Source organism: Streptomyces sp. NPDC031466 (genome assembly GCF_055581265.1).
In genome coordinates this window covers 524,309-550,281 of sequence record NZ_JBVIJT010000006.1, presented here as the reverse complement: position 1 = coordinate 550,281, position 25,973 = coordinate 524,309, and the positions used below count along the sequence as shown (strand labels likewise).

At 70.7% G+C, this 25,973-nt stretch carries 22 protein-coding genes, 1 tRNA gene, 1 pseudogene and 1 riboswitch; of the genes and pseudogenes, 7 read left to right on the top strand and 17 right to left on the bottom strand.

Annotated elements, in window-relative coordinates:
• Positions 1-497 precede the first annotated feature (497 nt).
• Both ACZ5GP_RS17705 and ACZ5GP_RS17700 read left to right on the top strand, forming a co-directional pair.
• Positions 498-1,718: an acetyl-CoA C-acetyltransferase gene (locus ACZ5GP_RS17705; protein ID WP_468751707.1), complete on the top strand. Its 1,221-nt coding sequence runs from the start codon at positions 498-500 to the stop codon at positions 1,716-1,718.
• A 312-nt stretch (positions 1,719-2,030) separates the two neighbouring features.
• Complete coding sequence (locus tag ACZ5GP_RS17700; RefSeq protein ID WP_468751706.1) at positions 2,031-2,870, top strand: hypothetical protein; 840 nt, start codon at positions 2,031-2,033, stop codon at positions 2,868-2,870.
• A 22-nt stretch (positions 2,871-2,892) separates the two neighbouring features.
• Here ACZ5GP_RS17700 and ACZ5GP_RS17695 read toward each other — a convergent pair whose 3' ends face one another.
• The gene (locus tag ACZ5GP_RS17695; protein ID WP_468751705.1) at positions 2,893-3,204 is read right to left on the bottom strand and encodes a hypothetical protein; all 312 of its coding nucleotides are present in this window, start codon (positions 3,202-3,204) and stop codon (positions 2,893-2,895) included.
• Between the two features lie 102 nt (positions 3,205-3,306).
• Here ACZ5GP_RS17695 and ACZ5GP_RS17690 point away from each other — a divergent pair, with 102 nt between their 5' ends.
• Positions 3,307-3,537: a DUF4287 domain-containing protein gene (locus ACZ5GP_RS17690; RefSeq protein WP_358586611.1), complete on the top strand. Its 231-nt coding sequence runs from the start codon at positions 3,307-3,309 to the stop codon at positions 3,535-3,537.
• Positions 3,538-3,634: 97 nt separating this feature from the next.
• Here the strand turns inward: ACZ5GP_RS17690 and ACZ5GP_RS17685 are convergent, their stop codons facing one another.
• From ACZ5GP_RS17685 to ACZ5GP_RS17660, 6 genes are all read right to left on the bottom strand, one after another.
• Positions 3,635-4,525, bottom strand: a complete 891-nt coding sequence (locus tag ACZ5GP_RS17685) for a Bax inhibitor-1/YccA family protein (protein ID WP_468751704.1) — start codon at positions 4,523-4,525, stop codon at positions 3,635-3,637.
• A 185-nt stretch (positions 4,526-4,710) separates the two neighbouring features.
• A complete protein-coding gene (locus tag ACZ5GP_RS17680) occupies positions 4,711-5,841 on the bottom strand; it encodes a hypothetical protein (protein WP_468751703.1) in 1,131 nt (376 codons plus the stop codon).
• Positions 5,838-6,749 carry a lactate/malate family dehydrogenase gene (locus ACZ5GP_RS17675; RefSeq protein WP_468751702.1) on the bottom strand — a complete coding sequence of 304 codons (912 nt, stop codon included), beginning with the start codon at positions 6,747-6,749 and terminating at the stop codon, positions 5,838-5,840. The genes ACZ5GP_RS17680 and ACZ5GP_RS17675 overlap by 4 nt, the downstream gene beginning before the upstream one ends.
• Positions 6,750-6,760: 11 nt before the next feature.
• A complete protein-coding gene (locus ACZ5GP_RS17670) occupies positions 6,761-8,002 on the bottom strand; it encodes a phosphotransferase (protein ID WP_468751701.1) in 1,242 nt (413 codons plus the stop codon).
• A 27-nt stretch (positions 8,003-8,029) separates the two neighbouring features.
• Positions 8,030-8,353, bottom strand: coding sequence for a hypothetical protein (locus ACZ5GP_RS17665; protein ID WP_468751700.1), 324 nt, complete (start codon positions 8,351-8,353; stop codon positions 8,030-8,032).
• A complete protein-coding gene (locus tag ACZ5GP_RS17660) occupies positions 8,350-8,805 on the bottom strand; it encodes an ATP-binding protein (RefSeq protein ID WP_468751699.1) in 456 nt (151 codons plus the stop codon). Before ACZ5GP_RS17660 ends, ACZ5GP_RS17665 begins: the two co-directional genes overlap by 4 nt.
• A gap of 132 nt (positions 8,806-8,937) precedes the next feature.
• On the opposite strand from ACZ5GP_RS17660, the gene ACZ5GP_RS17655 reads away from it, so the two are divergent.
• A complete protein-coding gene (locus tag ACZ5GP_RS17655) occupies positions 8,938-10,329 on the top strand; it encodes a hypothetical protein (protein WP_468751698.1) in 1,392 nt (463 codons plus the stop codon).
• Positions 10,330-10,598: 269 nt separating this feature from the next.
• On the opposite strand, the gene ACZ5GP_RS17650 is transcribed toward ACZ5GP_RS17655, so the two are convergent.
• Positions 10,599-10,681: transfer RNA gene (locus ACZ5GP_RS17650), tRNA-Leu, on the bottom strand.
• A gap of 406 nt (positions 10,682-11,087) precedes the next feature.
• On the opposite strand from ACZ5GP_RS17650, the gene ACZ5GP_RS17645 reads away from it, so the two are divergent.
• Together ACZ5GP_RS17645 and ACZ5GP_RS17640 are read left to right on the top strand one after the other, a co-directional pair.
• A complete protein-coding gene (locus ACZ5GP_RS17645) occupies positions 11,088-11,858 on the top strand; it encodes an ABC transporter ATP-binding protein (RefSeq protein ID WP_468751697.1) in 771 nt (256 codons plus the stop codon).
• Positions 11,859-12,015: 157 nt separating this feature from the next.
• Positions 12,016-14,541 (top strand): ABC transporter permease, encoded by a 2,526-nt coding sequence (locus ACZ5GP_RS17640; RefSeq protein WP_468751696.1) that lies wholly within the window; start codon positions 12,016-12,018, stop codon positions 14,539-14,541.
• Between the two features lie 69 nt (positions 14,542-14,610).
• Here ACZ5GP_RS17640 and ACZ5GP_RS17635 read toward each other — a convergent pair whose 3' ends face one another.
• Both ACZ5GP_RS17635 and ACZ5GP_RS17630 read right to left on the bottom strand, forming a co-directional pair.
• Positions 14,611-15,909, bottom strand: coding sequence for a class I SAM-dependent methyltransferase (locus ACZ5GP_RS17635; RefSeq protein ID WP_468751695.1), 1,299 nt, complete (start codon positions 15,907-15,909; stop codon positions 14,611-14,613).
• Positions 15,910-16,076: 167 nt separating this feature from the next.
• The gene (locus ACZ5GP_RS17630) at positions 16,077-17,480 is read right to left on the bottom strand and encodes an NAD(P)/FAD-dependent oxidoreductase (RefSeq protein WP_358586620.1); all 1,404 of its coding nucleotides are present in this window, start codon (positions 17,478-17,480) and stop codon (positions 16,077-16,079) included.
• Positions 17,481-18,011: 531 nt separating this feature from the next.
• On the opposite strand from ACZ5GP_RS17630, the pseudogene ACZ5GP_RS17625 reads away from it, so the two are divergent.
• Positions 18,012-18,461: pseudogene (locus ACZ5GP_RS17625) on the top strand (GtrA domain-containing protein); the annotation flags it as partial.
• On the opposite strand, the gene ACZ5GP_RS17620 reads toward ACZ5GP_RS17625, so the two are convergent.
• The 7 genes from ACZ5GP_RS17620 to ACZ5GP_RS17590 all read right to left on the bottom strand — a co-directional run bounded on the left by ACZ5GP_RS17620 (position 18,434) and on the right by ACZ5GP_RS17590 (position 25,821).
• On the bottom strand, positions 18,434-19,408 hold the full coding sequence (locus ACZ5GP_RS17620; RefSeq protein WP_468751694.1) for a Ppx/GppA phosphatase family protein: 975 nt from the start codon (positions 19,406-19,408) through the stop codon (positions 18,434-18,436). The pseudogene ACZ5GP_RS17625 and the gene ACZ5GP_RS17620 overlap by 28 nt on opposite strands.
• Entirely contained in the window at positions 19,405-19,938 is a 534-nt protein-coding gene (locus tag ACZ5GP_RS17615) for a DUF501 domain-containing protein (protein ID WP_468751693.1), read from the bottom strand. Before ACZ5GP_RS17615 ends, ACZ5GP_RS17620 begins: the two co-directional genes overlap by 4 nt.
• A gap of 41 nt (positions 19,939-19,979) precedes the next feature.
• Complete coding sequence (locus tag ACZ5GP_RS17610) at positions 19,980-20,456, bottom strand: FtsB family cell division protein (protein ID WP_468751692.1); 477 nt, start codon at positions 20,454-20,456, stop codon at positions 19,980-19,982.
• A 129-nt stretch (positions 20,457-20,585) separates the two neighbouring features.
• Positions 20,586-21,872, bottom strand: coding sequence for a phosphopyruvate hydratase (gene eno / locus ACZ5GP_RS17605; RefSeq protein WP_468751691.1), 1,287 nt, complete (start codon positions 21,870-21,872; stop codon positions 20,586-20,588).
• Between the two features lie 305 nt (positions 21,873-22,177).
• Positions 22,178-22,924 carry a transglycosylase family protein gene (locus ACZ5GP_RS17600; RefSeq protein WP_468751690.1) on the bottom strand — a complete coding sequence of 249 codons (747 nt, stop codon included), beginning with the start codon at positions 22,922-22,924 and terminating at the stop codon, positions 22,178-22,180.
• A 4-nt stretch (positions 22,925-22,928) separates the two neighbouring features.
• Positions 22,929-23,117: riboswitch (cyclic di-AMP (ydaO/yuaA leader) on the bottom strand.
• Between the two features lie 195 nt (positions 23,118-23,312).
• Positions 23,313-24,368: a transglycosylase family protein gene (locus tag ACZ5GP_RS17595; protein WP_468751689.1), complete on the bottom strand. Its 1,056-nt coding sequence runs from the start codon at positions 24,366-24,368 to the stop codon at positions 23,313-23,315.
• Positions 24,369-24,516: 148 nt separating this feature from the next.
• Complete coding sequence (locus ACZ5GP_RS17590) at positions 24,517-25,821, bottom strand: cytochrome P450 family protein (RefSeq protein ID WP_468751688.1); 1,305 nt, start codon at positions 25,819-25,821, stop codon at positions 24,517-24,519.
• Between the last annotated feature and the right edge of the window lie 152 nt (positions 25,822-25,973).

Genomic DNA, 25,973 nt, shown 5'->3' with positions numbered 1-25,973 from the left:
TCCCCCCGACAGCACGCTCCCGACGCCCCCGGGGCGCCCCCCTCAGGGGCGCGAGGAACGGCGCACCAAGCCACAAAGCACCCGCACGCCACAACGAAAGCGAAGCCCACCCAGGGGCGCGAGGAACTGCGCGACAAGCCACGACCCACCCGCACGCCACCACGCAAGCAAAGCCCCCCCAGGGGCGCGGGGAACTGCGCGAGCAACCACGACCCACCCGCACGTCACAACGAAACCGAACCCCCCAAGGGGCGCGGGGAACGGCGCGAGCAACCACAACCCACCCGCACGCCACAACAAAGGCAAGGCCCCCGGCCAGAGCAACGCCGCCAAGCCAAACCCCACCCGCACCAAGAACCCCCCGTACGCCCAGGGCCCTGCGACCTGAGCACCCGCTTAGAAATGCGTCCCGCGTCACACACCCCACCCGATGACCGACAGCATTACGCGGGGGTAACTTCCCAGGGAGTCCTGCCCCCTCGTCACCGGAGCGCCTGATGCCCGAAGCCGTGATCGTCTCCACCGCCCGTACCCCGATCGGCCGCGCCTTCAAGGGCTCGCTGAAGGACCTGCGCCCGGACGACCTGACCGCCACGATCATCGAGGCCGCCCTCGCCAAGGTCCCGGGGCTGGACCCCAGGGACATCGACGACCTGATGCTCGGCTGCGGTCTGCCCGGCGGCGAGCAGGGCCACAACCTCGGCCGCATCGTCGCCGTACAGCTGGGCATGGACCACCTCCCCGGCTGCACCATCACCCGCTACTGCTCCTCGTCCCTCCAGACGAGCCGCATGGCCCTGCACGCCATCAAGGCGGGCGAGGGCGACGTCTTCATCTCGGCGGGCGTCGAGATGGTCTCGCGCAGCGTGAAGGGGACCAGCGACGGCCTGCCCGACACCCACAACCCGCTCTTCGCCGACGCCGAGGCCCGCACCGCGGCCGTCGCCGAGACCGAGGGCTCCACCTGGCACGACCCGCGCGAGGACGGCCTGCTCCCGGACGCCTACATCGCGATGGGCCAGACCGCGGAGAACCTCGCCCGGGTCAAGGGCGTCACCCGCCAGGACATGGACGAGTTCGGCGTGCGCTCGCAGAACCTCGCCGAGGAAGCCATCAAGAACGGCTTCTGGGAGCGGGAGATCACCCCGGTCACCACCCCCGACGGCACGGTCGTCAGCAAGGACGACGGCCCGCGCGCCGGGGTCACCATGGAGGGCGTCCAGGGACTGAAGCCCGTCTTCCGCCCCGACGGCATGGTCACCGCCGGCAACTGCTGCCCGCTGAACGACGGCGCCGCCGCCCTCGTGATCATGAGCGACACCAAGGCCCGCGAGCTCGGCCTGACCCCGCTCGCCCGCATCGTCTCCACCGGCGTCACCGGCCTCTCCCCCGAGATCATGGGCCTCGGCCCGGTCGAGGCGTCCAAGCAGGCACTGCGCCGGGCCGGGCTCACCATCGACGACATCGACCTGGTCGAGATCAACGAGGCCTTCGCCGCCCAGGTGATCCCGAGCTACCGCGACCTCGGCATCGACATCGACAAGCTGAACGTGAACGGCGGCGCCATCGCGGTCGGCCACCCCTTCGGCATGACGGGCGCCCGCATCACCGGCACGCTCATCAACTCCCTCCAGTTCCACGACAAGCAGTTCGGCCTGGAGACGATGTGCGTCGGCGGCGGCCAGGGCATGGCGATGGTCATCGAGCGCCTCAGCTGACCCCGAAGACCGCGAGGACCCCGAGGCCTCCGGAGCCACTGAAGCCCGCGAAGACCCCCGAATCGCTGACGCAGAGTTGGCGTTCCTGACGCTCCGTTTCTGCACCGTTCCGTGACCCAATCTCCCCCAGGATGTGACCTATCTCCTGGGGGAGACGCATATGCCCAGCTCACAGCGGTCCATAGGGGTACACAGGGCCCAAAGACCTGCCCGTTTCGTGACGTTATGCACTGACAGCTGGATCGTGCAGGCTTCAAGCTGATGTAGGAAGTCGGGGGTCGACTTGAAACCGGGAGTACGTCAGTGAGCGCCATGCCTCTTGCCTTGCTGCTCTCCACGGCCGCTGCCACGGCCGTGGGCGCAGCCGCCCTGCACGCGGTGCGCGGCCTGCGCAAGCAGCTCGCCGAGATCACAGCCCTGCGCACCGAGCTGGCCGACAGCCGTGTCGCCGCCGCCCGCCAGCACCCCACGGTGCCGGGCGCCCGCACCGCCGTGGACGCCGACGAGATACGCGCGGCGGTGGCCGAGGCGCTCGCCGAGGAGCGGGAACGGGAGCTGGCCGAGGCCCGTGCCTTCTGGGCCGCCCAGGAGGCCCGTGAGGGCTCGGACGCGCCCTCCCTGCTGCACGGCCTGCCCGGCATCCCGGACGGAATCGCCGACGAGCTGTTCCTGCCGCGCCAGGCCGACTTCGCGGGCCTGGAGGCGGACAGCCTGGAGCCGGTGACCGAGCCCTTCACCGATCCGCTCGCAGACGATTTCGCGTCGGATTCCCCGGAGCTGGCCGCGGCCCGCCGCCGCCACCCCTCGCACCCGGACTTCGTGCCGGTGCAGACGCCCGCCTCCGAGATCTACGGCGACCACGAGCGCACGGTGGCCTGCCTCGAGGAGCTGGCCGGCGCCCGCACCGCGCTGGCCGACGTGCGCCCCGGCCCGCTGGGCACCCTGGACGTGTACGTCTTCACCGACGGCACGACCCTGTGCATGACGCCGGGCCACCGCGAGACCGCGGAGCTGCTCGCCGAGGCCCTGCGCGCGGGGCACGCCCCGGTGCTGCTCGGCGGCTCCGGGATCTCGGGCGCGTACGCCCTGACCTTCGAGTGCGGCACCGAGAACGTCTACATCCTCGCCGACCGCGTCATCGCCTCCGTCTGACCCGCCCGGGCGGGCCCGGCAGCTACACCGCGGCCCGCTTCTGCGCCTGGGCCACCAGTTCCAGGGCGCGCGCCAGCTCCTCGGGGTCCGTCAGCACGAGGGCCAGATCCCGCCCCGCGACGGTGATCTGGTCGGCGGCGGCGAACATCCCCGCGTCCGGCATCTCGCGCGGTGGCGCGTCCGGCTCCTCGATGGCTTGCGCGCGCGCCGCCAACTCCCTGGCCAGCGATAGCGCTTCGGTCGCGGCGCCGCGCTGCAGGCGGCTCTGCGGCGCGGCCCGCAGGCGGTCGGCGAAATGGTCCACTGCGGCCGTCAAAGGCGTCGTATCGAGCACCCCGCGACCTTATGCGGCTTTCCGGCACTGTTGCCAACGCCCGGACGCTCAGGCACGGTGACGGGAAGGACGGACCACATCGCGACGCGTCCGGAGGCGCCGATGTCCCAAGTCTTCTCCGAGGAGACCCACCGCAACCTGCTCGCCCGAATCCCCCAGTGCACCGGTCGTGAAGTCGCCGACTGGCTGCGCGCCGTGGACGAAGGACCCTCCCTCTTCCGCTTCGAGGAGAAGGTCAGCTGGCTGCGCGCCGAGCACAACCTCGCGTACGGCCATGCGAAGGCGATCATCCACGAGTACGACCTGAGGCGGGCCGCCCGCAAGTTCCTCTAACCCCCTACCCCCCTCCCGACACGCACGCGAAGGGCCCGCGGACCGGAATCGGTCCGCGGGCCCTTCGGCCGTCGGTTCAGCCGCTGAGCGGCTCGCGTCAGTCGTTCCCCTGAAGGATCGCGATCAGACGCAGGAACTCCAGGTAGATCCACACGAGCGTCATCGTCAGGCCGAACGCCGCGAGCCAGGCCTCTTCCTTCGGCGCGCCGTAGGCGATGCCGTCCTCGACCTGCTTGAAGTCCAGGGCGAGGAAGCAGGCGCCGAGCAGGATGCCGACGATGCCGAAGACGATGCCGAGACCGCCGCTGCGGAAGCCGAGGCCGTCACCGCCGCCGAAGACCATGAACAGGAGGTTCACGGCCGTCAGCAGCAGGAAGCCCATCGCCGCGGCCATCACGAAGCCGTAGAAGCGACGGTTGACGCGGATCCAGCCCGCCTTGTACGCCACCAGGACGCCGACGAAGACCGCCATCGTGCCCAGCACGGCCTGCATGGCCGCGCCGTCCGCGATGCGGTTGTCGACGACGCTGGAGACGACGCCGAGGAAGACGCCCTCCAGCGCGGCATACGTCATGATCAGCGCGGGCGAGGCCTTGCGCTTGAAGGACTGCACCAGGCCGAGCACCATCGCCACCAGGCCGGCGCCGATCGCAATGCCGTACGACTTGCCGATGCTGGCGTCGTCGACCGGCAGCAGCGCCCAGGCGAGCGCCGCCGTGACCAGCAGCGTGCCGAGGGTGGTGGCGGTGCGCATGACGACGTCGTCCATCGTCATGCGGCCGGCGCTTACGGGCGCCTGGGGCGCGCCGTGCTGCACGTCCTGCTGGGCGTACGGATTGGTGGCGTAGGGGTTGCCCTGCGCGTACGGGTTGCCCTGGGTCTGGGTCGCTGCTGCGGGTCCCCCGGCCTGCGGCTGCCCGCCGAAGCCGGCGTAGCCGCTGTCGCGGCTGAACCCCCGTCGCGAGAAGACCGGGTTGCTGCTCCTCATTTCACTCCTCCATGGCCACCGTGCGTGGCTTTGCCCTCAAGAGTAATGCGTAGGCAAAAGGATGGTCCTAGTGCTTGGGGAGGATCTTTCCCTCTCCTTGACCGAGAACGCGCGACCCGGCCCCTACTGTTCCCGGATCGGAATCGTTCCCCCGACCGGGTGGCACGCCCGCCCTCCCTCCCGAGTCAGGCACAGCCGGTCACCTTCGCCAGGAAGTCGGCGTTCGCCGCGACGTCCCACCCCAGAACGACAGAGTGGTGCGGCAGCTCGGCCAGGCGCTGGGCGACCGCGTGCCGGGCTTCCTCGGTGCCCCCGCCGTCAACCCGTGCGAGACCGAAGATGTCCGGGTAGCGGTCCTCCGTCCGCCCGCTCATGAAGTCGCCGTCATCCAATTTCCGGCCGGTTTCCTGCACAGAGGGTGCCGCGCCGGGCTCGATCCGAGGAAAGACCAGAGCCGCGGCCTCTCCTTCGGTCGCCAGAGGCACCCCGAACCAGGTGAGGAACTGGTCAGGGAACACCTGGACCTTCATCTCCTTGCCGTCCTCCCACAGCGGCTCGGCGCGGCCGGCGAGGAGTGCGTCCGTGACCCGCCTGTCCTGCGTCGGGTGCAGCGCCTCACCGGCTGCCAGGCGTTCACGGGCGATCTCGTCCCAGCCGAGTGCGTGGAGGAGGCCGAGGCCGAGTGCGGCGGCCGAAGGCCACGGCAGGACGTCCACGCCTCCACCGTCGTGGGGCCGGACGAACACGCGGTCGTTGGCCAGCAGGCCGCCCCCGTGGAGAGCGGCGAGGGCCAAGGCGGTCGTGGTCTTGCCGGCCCCCTTGCCGCCGAAGGTCAAGACGGTACGGCCGTCCTTGACGACCGCGGACGCGTGCAGCACGGCCCAGCCGTCGCGCAGCAGGATCCCGCGCATCACCTCACGGGCCAGGCGAGCCGTCGCCGTGGCCACCGGCTCGGTGTCACGACCGAGGATCAGCAGGCTTCCGGCCTCCGGTTCGGACCGGTAGGCGAGTGCCTGCTCCGGGGACACGGCCCGGATCAGGCCTGCTGCGGCGTCTTCGGCGAGGAGGGTCTGCGCCTTCGCGTAGACGACGCTGCGGTGCGGCGCCTGTGTCACCGCCAGCGACTCATCCGCGTACCGGCCCGGGTCCACCTCAGCGATGACCACCGGTCCCGCGCAGACGTCCTGCGGGGAGACCTTGCCGGCCTTCCACCACGGGCCGAAGTACCGGGCCGACCAGTCGGTGACGGCCTGCTCGGCAGAGACGACGGTCACGGCAGCGCCGGCACTCTCCAGGCGTACGGCGTGGGAGTTCATGAAGAGTTCCTCCTGTGCTGGAGCGGTTGTGAGGGGGTGCGCACGGCCTGATAAGCGGCGCGGAGCTTGGCGCGGGCAGCCTCTAGCTGTCCTTTTTCGGCACTGTCCAGCAAAGGCACTGACGGCAGGGGCAGGCCGCGGACGAAGCGCACCGGAATGCCGAGCCAGACGTCTCTGTGCGGGACGGACAGCTCACACATGCCGTCTTCGAGGCCGAGGGCCAGGCGCAGTGCGGATACGACTGCGCCGGCGGGGCCGCAACGGGTCCGGCCGATGCCGGCGCTGATCCGGCCGGGCCGGGTGATCAACTCGTCGCGAACCCAGAGCAGGGGGACGGAGGCGGGGTGCCCGTAGACGGTGGTCGTGGACGCGCAGACGACGGCGTTGTCCCCGTGCTCTCCGATGACGTGACCGGATACCGCCGCGGTCGGGACGTCCAGCAGCCGCGCCAACGTGTGCCGGTAGCGCGCGCTGTCGAGGCTGGAGCCGATGCCGAACACGCGTCGGCAACCGGACTCCTCGGCGAACAACCGCGACAACAAGTCGACCGGGTTGCTCACCACCAGCACCGTGCCCGGATAACCGGCGAGCTTCGCGGCCACATGACGGATCAAGGGCGCGTTGGCCTGCGCCCCGCCCAGACGTACATCCCTGCTGAGGGGGTTCGTGAACCGGGCGCGGAGGGCGACCACCACGGCGGTGCACTCCCGCAGGTCCGGAACCTCGGCGGCGTACGACCGCACGGGAGAGCCGAGGGCGGCGCGCATGTCCTCCAGATCGTCGGCCAGGGCCGCGGCCTGTTGGGCAGTGCGGGAGGTGACGAGCAACCGATCGCACACCCCAGCGGTCACCAGTGCCCCGCCCACGGCTTGACCGACGACCCCAGTACCGATGATGCCGACGGACACTGTCCGGGCCTTCACACGATCACTCCGGCGATCCGGGCCAAGGTGCGCTCGCCTTGGCCCTTGTGGAGACGGGGGTCGAGAAGATCAAGGCTTACCGCGTGGACCAGAGCGCACAGCGGAACGGCACGCTCGATGAGGGCGGGGCCCAGACCGGGCAGTGGCAGCTCGTCCGGCGCGGACAGATAGGTCGTGACGATATTGAGCGTGTCCATGAGCCACAGGACCAGCACGTGACGCAGCCATTGCCGCCGCTGCGGCCCCGACAGGTGAACCGCGCGGGGCCGGGCGGCCTGGGCGATGCCGTCGAGAATGAGACGCGCGGTTTCCGGGTCCGGGCGGCGCGCAGCCAAGAGCAGCACGGTGCGGCTCAACAGCTTCGCCACGTCACCCATGGTGCTCGCCCCCATGAGGCCGGGGTCGAGGAAGACAGGCCGCCCGTCCGGGCCGTCAGGGAAGTGAATGTGTTCGGGCTTCAGGTCGCCATGGACGAGGCTCGTGCCCACGGGAGAGGGCAGCGTCACCCGCAGCCCAAGCAGCCGATCCACGCTTCCCTGCACCAGCTCCGCGACTTCCTGGCCCTGTCCGGAGGAACGGCCGGCGTTGAGCTGGTCCACATAGGCGGCACCAGCCGGGCCCCCGAACTTTCGGCAGAACGTGCCGTCGATGCTGCGCTCCCCGATCGCACCGACCCGAGCGAGCCTTCGCGCGGAGCCCGTCCGGTGCAGCGGGCCCAGTTCAGCAAGGGAGCGATCCAGCAACACGGGCGCCTCACCGGGGTACTTGAGGAGCAGGTCCGCCAGGGAGGGGCCAGGGACGTCCTCGGTGAACAGGACGCCGTCCCGCAGGCCGGCGACCGGGCACACCTGCGGAGTGCCCAGGCAGGCAAGGGCCCGGAGCTGGGCCGCCTCTCGGGCGAGCAAGTTGTCGGAGCGCTGTTCGTATTCCGCTTGCGCCTGACGAACCGCTGGCCAGGGCCCGCAGGTGCCGCGCAGCAGGGAAACCAGGGAGACGCCGAGAAAGGAGGTCTTCGCGTACAGGCAACGGGAGCCGACGCGGACGCGGTGGACGTACCCGGTGACGCTGGGCACGTGCTCTTCGAGGACGACCGACTCGCCGGGCCAAAGGACGGCAGCGGACCGGTGGATCCGGGCGGCGGCATAAACGAACACGTCAGCCACGCCGGGCCTGGTGAGATGCGGTTGCGGCGGTGCAATAACACCGATGGTCACGAACGCCTCCTCGGGGCTGCTCATGGGCCGTAAACGCGGGTGTTCAGGGGCTCAGGTGGCGGTGGCCAGCAGCAGTGCTGAGAGCAGCGCCAGGCAGGTCAGTGAACACACGACCATCTGCGTTTGAAGGCTCACAGCGGGCCTTCCTCGACTGGGCGGAGGCGGCAGCCGGGACCGCCGCGGGCGATCTCTCGCCAGCAGATCAGCCGTGTCCTCCATGACGGGCCCGGAGCTTTCCGTCAGTACGTCCAGCACCAGGCGGCCCCAGGCGGCGGGCACGGTGATGGCGTTCCATGTGGCATCGACGGGGACCAGGCCCAGGGGCGTGCCCTCGCGCGGCAGGTACGGCGGCCGTGCGACGGCGTCGGTCGTCACGGTGTGGTCACCTCCGCCCACACCTGTTTGCCCCAGGGCAACGGAATGACGCCCCAGGCGCTGGACAGCGCATCCACCAGCCGCAGACCCCGGCCGGCCTCGGCCAGCGGGTCCTCCGTCTGGATCTGCGGCAGGTCCCGGCTCTTGTCCGTGATGGCCACGCGCACGCGGCACCGGCCGGTCCTCGTCACAGACATCCGTACGACCGGGCCCCGGGCGTGCCGGGCAGCGTTGCTCGCCAGCTCTGACGCCACCAGCTTGAGGTCACTCACCATGGGCTCCAGGTGCCACACGGCCAGCACCATGGCCACCATCTGCCGGGCGTCCTCGGCGACCAGGTCATCTCTCTGCAGGATCCCGCTGTAGGCCGGATTTCCGGTGGTGGAGGCGACCGGACGCCAGGTCGGCCGTAGTCGATCCACCATCTCGGTCTCGTGGGTGGTGCTCGCCATGCTGACGCCCCCAAGCGGCTTCGCGCGGTTGCTCGTACGGTGAGTACAACGGGGAATACGCTGAGTTCACCAGGACCGGTGGGCGCCGATGCGTTTACCGTGTTTAACGCCCTGCTTGGGAGGGTGAGCAGAATGGTGGAACACTCGCGCGTGCGCAACGCCGCGCTCGAACAGGCTGTTCAGCAGGCCGATCTGACGTACGAACAGGTCGCTGCTGCTGTCCGCGTGGTGGCTGCCGAGGCCGGCGAGCTACTCCGCACCAACCGGTCCGCGGTGGCCCACTGGGTGAACGGACAGCGACCGACCCTCACGACCGCCGCGTACATTGCTGAAGCGCTGTCGCGCAGACTCGGCCGTGCTCTGCGCCCGAGCGAACTCCAGTTGTGCGCCCCCGACCAGGACCCCGTCCACGAACGACTGGGCCTGACTCTGGGCGCCGATCCAGTGGACGTACTCAGGCAGATGGGGGAGGCGGACATTCACCGGCGGAAGTTCCTCACAAAGACGGCCTACAGCGTCGCAGCGGCTGCCCTGCCGCTGGGCATCGACCAGGCCATCGAGTACCAGCAGCGGGCCCAGGCCAGCCACACCCGAGCAGGTGACGCAGAAATCGCCGCCGTCCGAGACGTGGTCCAGATGTACACCCGCATTGACGAGCGGCACGGCGGTCAGCACGGCCGCAGCGCCGTGTGCCAATACCTGCGCAGCGACGTGGCCGACCTGTGCCGGGCCACGTTCGCTACCGACGCGCACCGCCGGGACGCCCTGGGCGCCGCCGCCTGTGCCTCGTACCTGTGCGGCTGGAAGGCATTCGACGCCGGGGAGCACGGTCTGGCTCAGCGCTACTACCTCCAGAGCTACGCCCTGACCAAAGAGGCCGGGGACGATCTGCAAGGGGCCTGGATACTGCGGATCATGGCCCACAACGGCATGGACCTCCGGCAGCCCCAGCAGACGCTGAGCCTGGCGGAGGCCGCACTGGCGCGTATCCGCGGGCGGGCGGACCCGGCTACGGAGGCCCTGTTCGTCGTCACCCGCGCCCGGGCCCTGGCCCACGCCAACCGTGGGCCCGAAGCAGTCGCCCAGCTCCGCCAGGCACAAGACCTGGTGCTGCGCGGTCAGGAGGAGGAGCTGCCGTTCTGGGCCTCCCTGTGGGGCTCTCCCCGCGCCACGGTCGCCTCCCACACGGCCAAGACATTCAGGGAACTCCGCGACCACGCCGCTGCCGAACACCACTACGAAGTGAGCGCGCGCAGTCGCGGGCACGGAGGTCGGACAGCCCAGCGGATCACCGCCCTGACTCTCGCCTCCCAGGGCCGCGAGCAGGCCGCCCAGGGTCACCTCGAGGCGGCGTGCGACACATGGGGCCAGAGCTTGGGCCTATTCGGCGGGGTTCGTTCCGCCCGCGCCGCTGACGAGGTACGCGGCATCCGCCAGCATCTGAAGGTGTTCGAGCGGCGCGGCGTCAAGGCAGCCGCCGAGCTGAACGAGCGCGCCCGGTCCTGGCAGCTCGCGTACGCCTGATCCACGGTACGGGCGGTGTCAGAGGCCGCCCGTACCTTGGCCCCATGCCGACTTCAACATGGTCTCCGGGCGATGCGTGCTGCCCTGCCCGGGACCACCTCGGCGACGCCATCCGCGACCTGATGAACGAACCGGTCGGCCGCGATCGCACGCAGTGGTGCGGCGAGTTACTGGAGCGGTGGGCGGGCACATGCCCCCACGCCGGCGCCTGATGGAACAAGAAGATGGCCCACAGGGCGCCGCAGGCCACGCCCCCCGACGGGTGGAGGTGCCCGGAGCCGGACTCGAACCGGCACGCCCCCGAGGGGCAGCGAGGTTTAAGCTCGCCGTGTCTGCATTCCACCATCCGGGCAGGCCATGGGCCCCGCAACAAGGATTCGACCCTATCGGGAGGCGTCCCCCGAACAGCGGAAGGTCGGCACGATGTTGTCTTATTTTATTGACGTCTGAGGGTGCATCAGCCGCCGGTACGGTCCATTGGTACATGCCGGAGGCCTTTCCACGGCTCCGGCCGGTCTCATGGCCCTCTGCGCGGAATGACGGAATTTAGCCTCCCGGCAGTTCCCGGCCCGCCTCCCGGATCCGCGCCGGCGCCCGCCTCCTCTCAGGGGCGGCCCTCATCCTGAGGTATGACATCGCCTCCCGGGGTCCGACCGGAGAGGGCCCCCGGAACCGGAACAGCGGCTGACTCCAGGACGGTGTGCGGCCGGGACGATGGAGTACGTCCCCACTCGTCGTACCGACAGGAGCACCGTCCCGTGACCACCACCCCCTTCGCCGCCCGTGCCACCAGTGTGGCCGCGCGTGCCGCGGATCTCTCCAAGGTGTACGGACAGGGTGAGACCCAGGTGGTCGCCCTGGACCGCGTCTCCGTCGACTTCGGGCGGGGCGAGTTCACCGCGATCATGGGCCCCTCCGGCTCCGGCAAGTCGACGCTGATGCACTGCGTCGCGGGCCTCGACAGCTTCAGCTCGGGGTCGGTCCGCCTCGGCGAGACGGAGCTGTCCACGCTCAAGGACAAGCAGCTCACCAAGCTCCGCCGGGACAAGATCGGCTTCATCTTCCAGGCGTTCAACCTGTTGCCGACCCTGACGGCCCTGGAGAACATCACGCTCCCCATGGACATCGCGGGCCGCAAGCCCGACAAGCAGTGGCTGGAGCAGGTCATCGACATGGTCGGGCTCTCCGGCCGGCTCAGCCACCGGCCGACGGAGCTGTCCGGCGGCCAGCAGCAGCGCGTGGCCGTGGCCCGCGCGCTCGCCTCCCAGCCGGAGATCATCTTCGGTGACGAGCCGACCGGAAACCTCGACTCGCGCTCGGGCGCGGAGGTCCTCGGCTTCCTGCGCAACTCGGTGCGCGACCTCGGCCAGACCGTCGTGATGGTCACGCACGACCCGGTGGCCGCCTCGTACGCGGACCGCGTGATCTTCCTCGCCGACGGGCGGATCGTGGACGAGATGCTCGAACCCACCGCGGAGGGCGTGCTGGACCGGATGAAGCACTTCGACGCCAAGGGCCGCACCAGCTAGGCGCCCGCTCGCCTCGTTCTTCGCCTGCGGGCCGCATGCGGCTGGTCGCGCAGGTCCCCGCGCCCTTCGGGGCGCCGGCCCAGCCCCGCGTTCTTCGGGGCGCTCCCCCGGCCCCGCGTCTTCGGGGCGCCCCCACCCCTCACCTGGACTCACACCCATGTTCCGTACCGCCCTGCGCAATGTGCTCGCGCACAAGGCCCGGTTGCTGATGACCGTGCTCGCCGTCATGCTCGGCGTCGCCTTCGTCTCCGGCACCCTCGTCTTCACCGACACCTTCGGCTCCGCCTACAAGAACAAGTCGGCCAAGAGCTTCGACCACGTCTCCGTCGCCATCACCTCCGAGAGCGGCTACCCCGGCGGCGAGGAGGGCCGGGGCGCCAAGCAGAAGCCCGAGCTGACCGACGCCCTCCTGAAGAAGGCCGGCACTCTGCCCGGCGCCGATTCGGCGATCGGCACCGTCTCCGGTTTCACCGCGCTCGCCGACAAGGACGGCAAGCTGGTGGGCGGCGAGTGGGGCACCACCGGCTCCAACTACTACCCGGGCAAGGGCGGCAAGGACCCGCGCTACGACTTCACCGAGGGCGCCGCCCCGAAGTCCGCCGGTCAGCTCGCCCTCGACTCCCGCACCGCGAGCCGCACCGGCTACCGGGTGGGTGACACCGTCCGCTACTCCACCGACGGCCCGGTGCGCACCGCGAAGGTCAGCGGCGTCTTCGACACCGACGACGGCAACGTCGTCGCGGGCGGCAGCCTGGTCGTCTTCGACAACCGGACGGCCCTGAAGGCGCTGAACAAGAACCAGTACGACGAGATCGACGTCAAGGCCGCCGCCGGCACCTCCGAGAGCGCGCTGCAGAGCGCGGTCGAGAAGATCACCCCCAAGGACTCGTCGACGAGGACGGGCGGCGAACTCAAGTCCCAGCAGGACGAGATGATCGAGACGCAGACCAAGTCGATGAGCCAGGTCCTGCTCATCTTCGCGGGCATCGCGCTCTTCGTCGGCATCTTCATCATCGCCAACACCTTCACCATGCTGGTCGCCCAGCGCACCAAGGAGCTGGCCCTGATGCGGGCCGTCGGCGCCTCGCGCCGCCAGGTGACGCGCTCCGTGCTGATCGAGGCCTTCCTGGTCGGTCTCGTCGCCGCCGTGACCGGCTTCGCGCTCGGCATCGGCGTCGCCGTGGGCCTGGAGTCCCTCATGAACTCCGCCGGCGCCTCGCTGCCCGACGGACCGCTCGTCATCGGCCCGACCACGATCCTCGCGGCCCTGCTGATCGGCGTGGTCGTGACGATGCTGGCCGCCTGGCTGCCGGGCCGCCGTGCCGCGCGCATCCCCCCGGTCGCCGCGATGAACAGCGTCCACGCCACCCCGACCGTGCGCGGCCTGGTGGTCCGCAACACCATCGGCGCGCTCATCGTCGCCCTCGGCGCGGTGATGCTGTTCATGAAGGACAACTACGTGAAGTCGGGCGGCGCGGGCGTCATGCTCGTCGGCGTCATCGTCCTCACGCCGCTGCTGTCCCGCCCGTTCATCGCCGCCTCGGCCCCGCTCCTGAAGCCGTTCGGCGTCCCCGGCAAGCTCGCGCGCCTCAACTCCGTGCGCAATCCGCGCCGTACGGCGTCCACGGCCGCGGCCCTGATGATCGGCCTGACCCTCATCACGGCGATGACCGTGGTCGCCACCTCCATGGGCAGCGCCATCAACAAGATGGCCGCCGGTTCCATGAAGGCCGACTACAGCGTCTCCATGGCGAACTTCCGGCCGCTGACCCCCGAGGTCCGCGAGAAGCTCGACAAGATCCCGGACGTCGAGGCGACGACCCCGCTGCGCGAGGCGTACGGCGAGGTCGACGAGAGCTACACCTCCGTCTACGGTGTCGACCCCAAGACCTTCGCCGACCTGGTCGGCCTGGACATCACCGGCGGCTCCATGGCCGGCCTGAAGTCCGGTGAAGCCCTCATCGACGACGAACTCGCCAAGGACCGGGGCCTGAAGGCGGGCGACACCTTCCCGCTCAAGTTCGAGGACGACGGCAAGACGGAGAAGATCAAGGTCGCCGGGGTCTACGAGCACAACGAGATGCTCAGCGGCGTCTTCGCCCCCACCTCCGTGGTCGACCCGCACCTGACCAAGGTCGTCGACAAGCAGGTGCTCGTGAAGATGAAGGGCGGCGCCTCCGACAAGGCCGAGGACGCCATCGTCAAGGCCCTCGGCGAGAACCCCGCGATCACCGTCCAGGACAAGGCCGCCATCAGCAACGCCGTGGCGGGCGCCATCAACATGTTGCTGAACATGCTCTACGGTCTGCTGGCCATGGCCGTCCTGATCGCGGTGCTCGGCGTCATCAACACCCTCGCGATGTCGGTCTTCGAGCGCAAGCACGAGATCGGCATGCTGCGGGCGATCGGCCTCGACCGCGCGAAGGTCAAGCAGATGGTGCGCCTGGAGGCGGTCATCATCTCCCTGTTCGGCGCGGTGCTCGGCATCGGGCTCGGCCTGTTCATGGGCTGGATCGCGGGCGGCACCATCTCCAACAGCGTCTCCACGTACTCCATGGAGATCCCGCTCGGCCGGATCGTGATCTTCCTCGGGATCGCGGCCCTGGTCGGTGTCCTCGCGGCGATGTGGCCGGCCCGCAGCGCGGCGAAGCTGAACCCGCTGATGGCCATCAAGGCCGAGTGAACGAGTAGCGGTACGAGAAGAGGCCCCGGACGGATCACCGTCCGGGGCCCTCTCGTCGTACCCGGGCGGCTACGCGCGCCACTCCCGGGTCCGCAGCGGCAGCCCCGAGGCGCCGCCCTCGGGGGTCTTCACCGCGAGGACCTGGTTGACGCCGATGCGGTGGTGCTCGAAGGCGAGGGCCGAGGCGGCCATGTAGAGCCGCCAGACGCGGGCGCGGCCGGGTGAGGTGAGGCGCTGGGCCCGCGACCAGTGCGCCTCCAGGTTGGCGACCCAGCGGCGCAGGGTCAGCGCGTAGTGCTCGCGGATGGCCTCCACGTCACGCACCTCGAACCCGGCCCGTTCCAGGAGCCCGACCGTCTGCCCGACCGGCGCCAGCTCCCCGTCGGGGAAGACGTAGGCGTCGATGAACTCGTCCACCGAGTACGCCGATTCGTCGTCCTGCGGGCGGCGGGCGATCTGGTGGTTGAGCAGCCGTCCGCCGGGTGCCAGCAGGGCGTGCAGGGTGTGGGCGTACTCCAGGTAGCGCTCGGAGCCGACGTGTTCGGCCATGCCGATGGAGGAGATCGCGTCGTACGGACCGTCGCGCACGTCCCGGTAGTCCTGGACGCGGATCTCGATCCGGTCGGTCAGGCCCTCCTCGGCGATGCGCTTCCTGGCGTAGGCGGCCTGCTCCTGGGAGAGGGTGACACCGACGACGTCCACGCCGTGCTCGCGGGCGGCGTGGATCGCCAGGGAGCCCCAGCCGCAGCCGACGTCGAGCAGGCGCGTGCCGGGCGCGAGGGCGAGTTTGCGGCAGACCAGCTCCAGCTTGTCGTGCTGGGCCTCCTCCAGGGTGGCTTCGGGCGAGGCCCAGTAGGCACAGGAGTAGACCATCGAGGGGCCGAGCACCAGCTCGTAGAAGTCGTTGCCCACGTCGTAGTGGTGGCTGATGGCCCGCCGGTCGCTGCCCTTGGTGTGCAGGTGGAGGCGGCCGTGCCGACGTGTCTCCTCCGGCGGCCGGGCGGGCGGCAGGAAGGGCGCGCTCAGGGCGATCAGCGAGCGGACGGCGGCACGGAAGCGGGGCTCGCGCAGCGCCTGCCGCAGATTCGGCCCGTCCTCGTCCCGCTCCCAGATGAACGCGGCGATCCGGTCCAGCGCCTCGTAGAGGTCCCCGTCGACGTCCAGGTCACCGGCCACCCAGGCGCGGGCCAGGCCCAGCTCACCGGGCTTCCACAGGAGGCGGCGCAGGGCGCGCCGGTCGCGTACGACGAGGGTGGGGGCGCCCGGCGGCCCGGCCTCCGAGCCGTCCCAGCCCCGGACGCGCACCGGCAGCTCGGCTCCCATGAGCTGCTCGGCGAGTCTCTCCAGCCGCAGTGCGGCGTTTCGCATGGCGCACACCTCCGTGAGGAAGACCGCTGGACGGTCCGACACCACGTAAACACCACGGGCACCCCGCGCACTCCCACGAGACGCCGAAAGGGGCCGCCCGCACCACGGATGGCGGACGGCCCCCTTCGGGGTGGATCAGTGACGCGTGGTCACCCGGTGACGCGAGGTCAGGAGGCCTTGGCCTTCTCCTCGGCCTTGACCGCCGGGGCGGGCTCGGCCGCGACCTGCGGCTTCGGGGCCGGCTTGGCGGCCTCGTAGAACTCCTCGCGAGGCGCTTCCAGAGCACCGAGGGAGACGACCTCGCGCTTGAGGAACATGGCGAGCGTCCAGTCCGCGAAGACGCGGATCTTGCGGTTGAACGTCGGCATGGCCAGGCCGTGGTAGCCGCGGTGCATGTACCAGGCGAGACGGCCCTTGAGCTTGATCTTCATCTTGCCCATGACGATCATCGCGACGCCCTTGTGCAGGCCGAGACCGGCGACCGCACCCTTGTTGGCGTGGCTGTACTCCTTCTGCGGGAAGCCCCGCATGCCGGAGATCACGTTGTCGCCGAGGACCTTCGCCTGACGCAGCGCGTGCTGGGCGTTCGGCGGGCACCAGGCGTTCTCGTTGCCGGCCTTGCGGGCGGCCATGTCCGGCACCTGGGCGTTGTCGCCCGCGGCCCAGATGTAGTCCGTGCCCTGCACCTGGAGCGTCGTCTGGGTGTCCACGTGACCGCGGGGGCCGAGCGGCAGGCCGAAGCGGGCCAGCGCCGGGTTCGGCTTGACGCCGGCGGTCCACACGATGGTGTTGGAGTCGACCTCGAGGCCGTTGTTCAGGACCACGTGGCCGTCCACGCAGGAGTCCATGCCGGTCTTGAGGTAGACCTCGACGCCGCGGCCTTCCAGGTGCTCCTTGCCGTACTGGCCGAGCTTGGGACCGACCTCGGGGAGGATCTTGTCCGCGACGTCGACCAGCACGAAGCGCATGTCCTCGCGCTTGACGCTCTTGTAGTACTTGGCCGCGTCGCGGGCCATGTCCTCGACCTCGCCGATGGTCTCCGCACCCGCGAAGCCACCGCCCACGAAGACGAAGGTCAGCGCCTTGCGGCGGACGTCCTCGTCGGTCGTGGAGTCGGCCTTGTCGAGCTGCTCGAGGACGTGGTTGCGCAGGCCGATGGCCTCCTCGATGCCCTTCATGCCGATGCCCTGCTCGGCGAGGCCGGGGATCGGGAAGGTGCGGGAGACCGCGCCCATCGCGATGACGAGGTAGTCGAAGGGCAGCTCGTACGCCTCGCCCACGAGGGGGGCGATCGTGGCGACCTTGCGGTCCTGGTCGATGGTGGTGACCCGGCCGGTGAGCACCTCTGCCTTGGGCAGCACGCGTCGCAGCGGGACGACGACGTGCCGCGGCGAGATGCTGCCGGCGGCGGCTTCGGGGAGGAAGGGCTGGTAGGTCATGTACGACCGGGGGTCGACGACCGTGACGGTCGCCTCTCCGTAGCGCATCTTCTTGAGGATGCGCCGAGCTGCGTACAGGCCTACGTACCCACCGCCTACTACGAGGATCCTGGGACGCTCCGTGGTGCTCATGCCATCGAGTATCCACCTGCCGGGCGGGGGTCGCTCGTGCGCCCCTTCACAAGCATGGGGAGAGCCTCTGCTACACTTCGCCGCCCACGTGACCGAGGTCATGCCGGATCAGGGGAACCACAGTGCCGCGCGAGTCGTTGTCCACCCCTTGTGAGCTGCCGCTCTGAGTCGGCAGCGGCGGTGAACCACTGCACCGCCCGCCCCACGGGCCCCGCGCCGGCAGCGCCGAGACCACCCCCGCGAGAACCCCTGGATGACCTTTTCGGGGTCCCGATGCCCCCGAACCTCGCTCCCCAGGGCCGAAATCCTTGTGAAGAACTTCACGAACTTTCCCGACGGACTGTCACGGCGAGGGCTCCGCACCCCCCTTCGACGCCACCAGACCGCAGGCATGGCGCCATAAATGGATACCCATGGCGCCACGCATGTGCCATGATGGCACCACTGCGGCACACCATGCTGTCCTCCCAGGTCAGAGGCGTGCCTTTCGCGAAGCGAGCCGGCACAACGAGCCAGCAAAGGGGTCGGGGCATGGAGAGAACAGGGAGCCAGGGACAGGCCGCCTCCGGTGCTGTCACCGCCTTCGCCCGCTTCGTGCTCTGCGGCGGCGGGGTGGGGCTCGCGGCCGGCTTCGCCGTGGCGGGTCTCGCGTCCTGGCTCCCCTGGGCGCTGGCCAACGCGGTGATCACCGCGGCCGCAACCCTGCTGGCCACCGAGCTGCACGCCCGGTTCACCTTCGGCGCGGGCCGCCGGGCGACCTGGCGCCAGCACGCGCAGTCGGCCGGCTCCGCGGCGGCCTCGTACGCGCTCACGTGCGCGGCGATGCTCGTCCTTCAGGAGCTGGTGGCGGCGCCCGGCGCGGTGCTCGAACAGGGCGTGTACCTCGGGGCCTCCGCCCTCGCCGGCGTCGCGCGGTTCGCGGTGCTGCGCCTGGTGGTCTTCGCCCGCGCGGGTCAGCCCCGCAGGCGCTCCTCCGCGACCTCCGCCGCCACCTTGTGGGCGATCCCGTCGAGGATGTCGTGCTCGCTCACCACGACCTCGCGGGCGCCGGTCCGGTCCATGATCGTGAGCAGGACGAGGGCGCCCGCCGCGATGACGTCGACGCGGCCCGGGTGCATCACGGGGATCGCGGCGCGCTCGGCGTGCGTGGCGCCCATCAGGCGCTCCGCGATGGCCGCCACCTGTTCGTAGGAGATCCGGGAGTGGTGGATCGCCCGCGAGTCGTAGGCGTCCAGGCCCAGCGCGATCGCGGCGACGGTGGTCACCGAGCCCGCGAGGCCGACCAGGGTGCGGGCCTCCTTGAGCGGGACCGCCTGCTCGGCGAGGTCCAGGGCGGCCTCGACGTCCGCCCTGACCGCGGCGAACCGCTGCGGCGAGGGCGGGTCGGCGACCGCGCCGTCGCGCACGAGGTGACGCTCGGTCATGCGGACACAGCCGACGTCCACCGAGCGGGCCGCCTCGACCGAGTCCGTGCCGACGACGAACTCGGTGGAGCCGCCGCCGATGTCCACGACCAGGTAGGGCCCGGCCAGGTCGTCGCGGCCGGCCAGTTCCCGGGTGGCGCCGGTGAAGGAGAACTCCGCCTCCTGCGCGCCGGTGATGACCTCCGGCTCGACGCCGAGGATGTCCAGGACGCCCCGGACGAACTCCTCGCGGTTGTCCGCGTCGCGGGAGGCGGAGGTGGCGACGAAGCGGACCCGCTCCACGCCGCCGTGCGCCTCGATGGCCTCGGCGTACTCGCGGCAGGCCGCGAAGGTGCGCTCCAGCGCCTCGGGGGCCAGCCGCCCGGTGCGGTCCACGTCCTGGCCGAGGCGCACGATCGTCATGCGCCGGTCCAGGTCGCGCAGTTCGCCGGTGACCGGATCGGCGTCCGCCACCAGGAGGCGGATGGAGTTCGTGCCGCAGTCGACGGCGGCGACGCGGGTCACGCCTCGTCCCCGGGCGCGCACGGCGTGACGCAGGGACCCTTGGCCCACCACTCGGGCAGCATCGCGATGGCCTCGTCGCCGAGGGGGTTCACGCCGGGCCCCGCGGCCAGGGAGTGGCCGACCAGGACGTGCAGGCACTTCACGCGGTCCGGCATGCCGCCCGCGCTCGGGAAGCCCTCCAGGACCTCGATGGCGTCCCGGCGGGCGATGTAGTCCTCGTGGGCCGCGCGGTAGGCGGCGGCCAGCTCGGGATCGCTCTGGAGCCGCTCCGACATCTCCTTCATCACGCCGTTGGCCTCGAGGGTGCCGATCGCGGACGCGGCCCGCGGGCACGTCAGGTAGTACGTGGTCGGGAACGGCGTCCCGTCCGGCAGGCGCGGCGCCGTCTCGACGACGTCGGGCTGACCGCAGGGGCAGCGGTGGGCGATGGCCCGCAGCCCGCGCGGCGGGCGGCCGAGCTGCTGCTTGAACGCCTCGACGTCGGCGTCGGTGGGCTCGGTGCGGTCGGTGGAGGGCGGGGGCGTGTGCATGCCTGTCTTTCGATCGGTTCTCTACGGGGGCCGTGCTGGGGTCAGTCGGGGCGGTCGGCCTTGTCGACGCCCTCCCAGACGTTCGAGTACCAGGGGCGCGAGGCCGCCCCCTGGTCCGCGCGCCGGCTCTTGGCCGCCGCCGGGTCGATGACCGTGAACCCGGTCTCGCCCGGCCGCACGTAGTGCAGGCGGTCCCGGATGCGCTGCTCGGCGTACGCGTCGTCCTGCCAGCGGGCCTTCTCGTCGCGCAGCTTCTCGACGTCCTCGCGCTGCTCGGCCTTCTGCCGGCGCAGGTCGTCGATCTCGGCGCGCTGCGAGACGTACTGCCGCATCGGGTAGGCGAGCGCCACGACCAGGGAGCAGAGCACCAGCGCGAGCAGGGCCGCGCGGCCGGTGAGCCGGGAGCGCCGGGCCTGGCGCTTGGTCTGGGACCGGTAGACGCGCTCGGCGGTCTGCTCGCCGAGCAGCCGCAGGCGGGTAGCGGTGGAGAACCGGTCCTTGGTCCCGGCCTTGGCCATGTTCCGCCTCCCCAGAGCAGCGCGGCGTGTAAACGTACCTACGTCCCCGCACACGGTACGGGACCGGGTGCGGGGACGTAGGTAACCACGGGCTCACGCGGCTGGGCGCGCGGGAGCCCCGGCGTCGTGCTACTGAGCGGTGCGGAACCGCGGGAACGCGCTGCGGCCGGCGTAGACCGCGGCGTCGTCGAGGATCTCCTCGATGCGCAGGAGCTGGTTGTACTTGGCGACGCGCTCGGAGCGGGCCGGGGCACCGGTCTTGATCTGGCCGCAGTTGGTGGCGACGGCCAGGTCGGCGATGGTGACGTCCTCGGTCTCGCCGGAGCGGTGGGACATCATGCACTTGAAGCCGTTGCGCTGGGCCATCTCGACGGCGTCCAGGGTCTCGGTCAGCGAACCGATCTGGTTGACCTTGACGAGCAGGGCGTTCGCGGAGTTCTCCTCGATGCCGCGGGCCAGGCGCTCGGGGTTGGTGACGAACAGGTCGTCGCCGACGAGCTGCACCTTGTCGCCGAGCTTCTCGGTGATGGCGTTCCAGCCGGCCCAGTCGTCCTCGAACAGCGGGTCCTCGATGGAGACGAGCGGGTACGAGGCGACGAGCTCCTCGTAGTACTCGGTCATCTCCGCGGCCGAGCGGGACTTGCCCTCGAACTCGTAGGAGCCGTCCTTGTAGAACTCGGAGGCGGCGACGTCGAGCGCGAGCGCGATCTGCTCGCCGGGGACGTAGCCGGCTTCCTTGATGGCCTCCAGGATGAGGTCCAGGGCGGCGCGGTTGGAGTCGAGGTTCGGGGCGAAGCCGCCCTCGTCGCCGAGGCCGGTGGCCAGGCCCTTGCTCTTCAGGACCTTCTTCAGCGTGTGGTAGACCTCGGTGCCCCAGCGCAGCGCCTCGGAGAACGACTCGGCGCCGATCGGCGCGATCATGAACTCCTGGATGTCGACGTTGGAGTCGGCGTGCGACCCGCCGTTGAGGATGTTCATCATCGGCACGGGCAGCAGGTGCGCGTTCGGGCCGCCGAGGTAGCGGAACAGCGGCAGGTCGCTGGCCTCGGAGGCGGCGTGCGCGACGGCGAGCGAGACGCCGAGGATGGCGTTGGCGCCGAGGGAGCCCTTGTTGTCGGTGGCGTCCAGGTCGAACATGGCCTGGTCGATCAGCCGCTGCTCGGTGGCGTCGTAGCCCACCAGCTCCGGGCCGATCTGCTCGATGACGGCGAGGACGGCCTTCTCCACGCCCTTGCCCTGGTAACGGTTGGGGTCACCGTCACGGAGTTCGATGGCCTCGAAGGCACCGGTGGAGGCACCGGACGGGACGGCGGCACGACCGGTGCTGCCGTCGTCGAGGCCGACCTCGACCTCGACCGTGGGGTTGCCTCGGGAGTCCAGGATTTCCCGGGCTACGACGACGTCGATGGACGGCACGAGCATCTCCTTCTGGGATGTGACGCGTTTACGAGAGCCGCTTCGGCCCTGCGTCTCCTGAGCCTAACCGGCCCGGAGCCTTCGGCCAGCCGACCGCCCGTCCCCTGGGACGGACAGTTGCGCAAACAGCCGGGAAACGGGGCGTAAGGCCACGTTTTCTACTCGCTGGTAGCGAACAAGGCGGGCCGGGTGTGACGCGGACATGCCCCCGCCCCGGTGCGTACGGGGGTACGCGCACCGGGGCGGGGAGCCCGTGGGGACGGGGCGGGCGGCCGTGCGTCCGCCGAGGCACGGCCGCGGGCGGGTCAGCTGAGGTGGAGCTGCTGGCCCGGGAAGATGAAGTCGGCGTTGTCGATGATGTCGCCGTTCAGCTTGTAGACCTTCTGCCAGCCGCCCTTGACGTCGTGCGCCGCGGCGATCTTGGACAGCGTGTCGCCGGTCTTGACCTTGTACTCGCCGTCGCCCTTCTCGACCTTCTTGCCGGTCGGGGTCTCGACGGTCTTCTGCGACTCGGTCTGCGGCGCGGGCTGCGGCTTCGGGGCCTGCTGCGCCCGCTGCTGGGGGGCGGCCTGCTGCTGGGGGGCGGCCTGCTGCTGCGTCTGCTGCGGCTGCGGCTTGGTCTGCTGCTGCGGGGCCTGCTGCTGGGGGGCCTGCTGCTGCGCGCCGCCGCCGTTGTACGCGGCGCCCGAGAGGCCGACGCCGCAGCTCGGCCAGGCACCCTTGCCCTGGCCGGCGAGGACCTTCTCGCCGATCTCGATCTGCTGGGCCTTGGAGGCCTTGTCGGCGGTGGGCGCGTACTTCGTACCGCCGTAGGCGGCCCAGGTGGAGGGCGAGAACTGCAGACCGCCCTGGTAGCCGTTGCCGGTGTTGATCGACCAGTTGCCGCCGGACTCGCACTGGGCGACGGCGTCCCACTCCTGGCCGGTGGCGGCGCTGGCCGAACCGGCGGCCATCAGCGGGGCGGCCACGGCGGCACCGGTGACACCGGCGAGCGTGACGACACGGGTGGCCTTGGACGGACGGCGGTGCTTGCCCTTGCTGGAAAACAGCATGAGTTCATCCCCTCACCGACGCCTGCGAGGTGAGCTGTCGGGTTCGGGCCAGTGAAGTTGCCCGGTCGCACCGACTTCGGTGCGACTTCACCCCTAGCCGGTCCCGTCCGCGGCGCTCCCTCGCGGAAGCCCCAACGTCCGGACCCGGCACTTACCTTGGGTCCCCCGCTCCTGCCCACGGCGCTCGAAGCGACGACTGTTCCCGTCCGGCCGTTGGCAGGATTCGGCGTACCGACCGGCGGGGCCCACGAGTGGCGGGCGATGACGACCGTAGTCACGCGATCGCCACAATTTCAAAGACGATCAGGCCTTCTGAGACCCATCTCTCACTTGCGCCAATGCGGACATACGGTTGCGAAGCGCCCGGCGGACGCTTCGTCAACTACCGCTACTTTTCGCCCAAATCGAGGCTCTGACCGGGGAGAATGAGGTCCGGGTCGGCTCCGACGGTCTCCTTGTTCTCGGAGTACAGCTCGTGCCAGCCGCCCTTGACGTCCAGGTCGTCCGCGATGACCGAGAGGTTGTCCCCGGAGCGGACCTCGTAGGTCCCGTCGGCGACCTTCTGGGTGCGTTCGCCGCCGCGCGAGGCGTGCCGGCCGGTGCGGTCGCCGTCGGCGTTCCGCGCGTCGGCTGCGGAGGTCTCGTCCGCGTCGCCGGCGCGGTGGCGGCCGGCGGCGGAGTCCTCGGAGCTCTCGGAGGGGTCGGAGGAGTTCTTCGGGTCGCGGGAAGTGCCGTCCTCGGCGCCGGACTTGCCCGCCTCGGACGCCCCGTCCTTGCCGTCCGATGTGTCCACGACGTCCGTCCCGTCGTGATTCTTGTCTCGGGAGGCGCGGTCCGATCCGGGCGTGTCGCCCGCGTGGCCGGAGGACTTCCGCTTTTCTGACGTGTCGTCGGAGGTGTCGGTGGAACCGGCACCCTTCCCGGCCGCGGACTCGCCCTTGCCGGCCTTCTCGCCGGTCTTCTCGCGGGCCTTCTCGTCCGCACCCTTGCCACTTGCTCCGCCGGCGCCCGACGTGTCCGAGGGCTCGGGGAGGATCGGGTCGCCCGGGTCGACGTCGGCCGCGGCGCCGCCGTCGGTGAGCCCGGCGATCGGCCCGCAGCTCGGCCAGGCCTTCGGTCCCTTGGCGTCCAGGATGTCCTCCGCCACGGCGATCTGCTGCGACTTGGAGGCCTCGTCGGCGCTCGGCGCGTAGTTCAGGCCGCCGTGCTGCTCCCACGTCTCCTGGGAGAGCTGGAGCCCTCCGTAGTAACCGTTCCCGGGGTCGGCGCTCCACTCACCGCCGCTCTCGCACTCGGCGAGCTTGTCCCACGTCACCGTCTCGGCGGCGCTCGCGCTCGTGGCCCCGAGGAGCGGGATGGCGATGGCTGATCCGGTGACTCCGGCCGCGACGATGAGGGCCGGGGCCTGGCGGGGGCGTCGGTGACGACCATTGCCGGAGAGCATGCGGTTGCCTTTCGGGAGACTGTGACGACGACCCGGGCACCGGGGTGCCCGAGTCGACGTGAACGTAGCCGCACTCGAACACTTGTCACAAGTCGATGCAGCGGAGATCACGCGAAGATCACAGTCGTGACACGCCGTCAGTCCTTACTCATCCGGCAGCCGTTTCATGTGCGGGTGTGAACTCCACCGGCAGGGTGCGCAGTCCCCGCATGATCAGCCCGCCGCGCCAGCGCAAATCAGCGGGATCGCCCGCGAGTTGCAGATCGGGAAGGCGCCGCAGCAGCGTCGCGAGGGCGGTCTGGCCCTCCAGGCGGGCGAGCGGCGCGCCCAGGCAGTAGTGGATGCCGTGCCCGTATCCCAGGTGCTGGTTGTCGCGCCGGGACAGGTCCAGCGTGTCGGGCCGCTCGAAGCGCGCGGGGTCGCGGTCGGCGGCGGCCAGGACGACCAGGACGGGGTCGCCGGCGGCGATGTCCTGCCCGCCGACGGTCAGCGCCTCGGTCGCGAACCGCCAGGTGGCCAGCTCCACGGGGCCGTCGAAGCGCAGCAGTTCCTCCACGCCCGTCTCCAACAGGGCCGTGTCGCCCCCCGCCAGGGCCTCCTGGAGCCGTGCCCGCTGCTCGGGGTGGGTCAGCAGGGCGTACACGCCGTTGCCGATGAGGTTCACGGTGGTCTCGAAGCCGGCGAACAGAAGGATGAAGGCCATGGCGGCGGCCTCGTTCTCCGTGAGGTGCTCGCCGTGGTCGGAGGCGCGGATCAGGTCCGAGATGAGGTCGTCGCCGGGATCGAGTCGCTTGCGGTGGATCAGTTCGGCCAGGTAGCCGCGCATCTTCTTCACCGACCGCGCCACACCGCCCCGGGGGCCGCCGCCGTGGCGGATCATCATGCCCGCCCAGTCCCGGAAGTCGTCCTGGTCCTCGCGGGGGACGCCGAGCAGGTCGCAGATGGCGTAGATGGGGAGCGGGAAGGCGAACTCGTGGATGAGGTCGGCGCTGCCTCTTTCGACGAAGGCGTCGATGAGGTGGTCCGTCAGCTCCTGGACCCGGGGCGCGAACCCGGCGACGCGGCGCGGGGTGAACGCCTTCGACACGAGGCGGCGCAGACGGGTGTGGTCCGGCGGGTCGATGTTGAGCAGATGCGTCATCAGCTCCGCCTTGCGCTCGCCCGGGATGCCGGTCTTGCCCTTGGCGTGCGCTGGCTCGGCGTGGTGCGCCGGGTTCTTGCTGAGCCGCTGGTCGGCGAGCGCCTGCCGGGCGTCCGCGTAGCGGGTGACCAGCCAGGCCTCGACGCCGCTGGGCAGCGTGGTCCTGTGCACCGGGGAGTTCTCCCGCAGCCAGGCGTAGGCGGGGTAGGGGTCGGTGGCGAACTCCCAGCTGAAGAGTTCTGGCCCCTGGGCCTTGGGCGGGCGGTGCGAGGGGTCTCCGGCGGCGGGGGGTCGGGGGTGCGGGTCTTGCATGCGGTGACCGTACCCGGCGGGGGCTGGCCCCTGGGCCTTGGGCGGTTTTCCTGGGTGCGGGTCCGCTGTGGCTGGTCGCGCCGTTCCCCGCGCCCCTGGGCGGGGCTGCGCCCGCCCTTTTCGCCTGCGGCGGGCCCTTTCCGTGCGTGCGG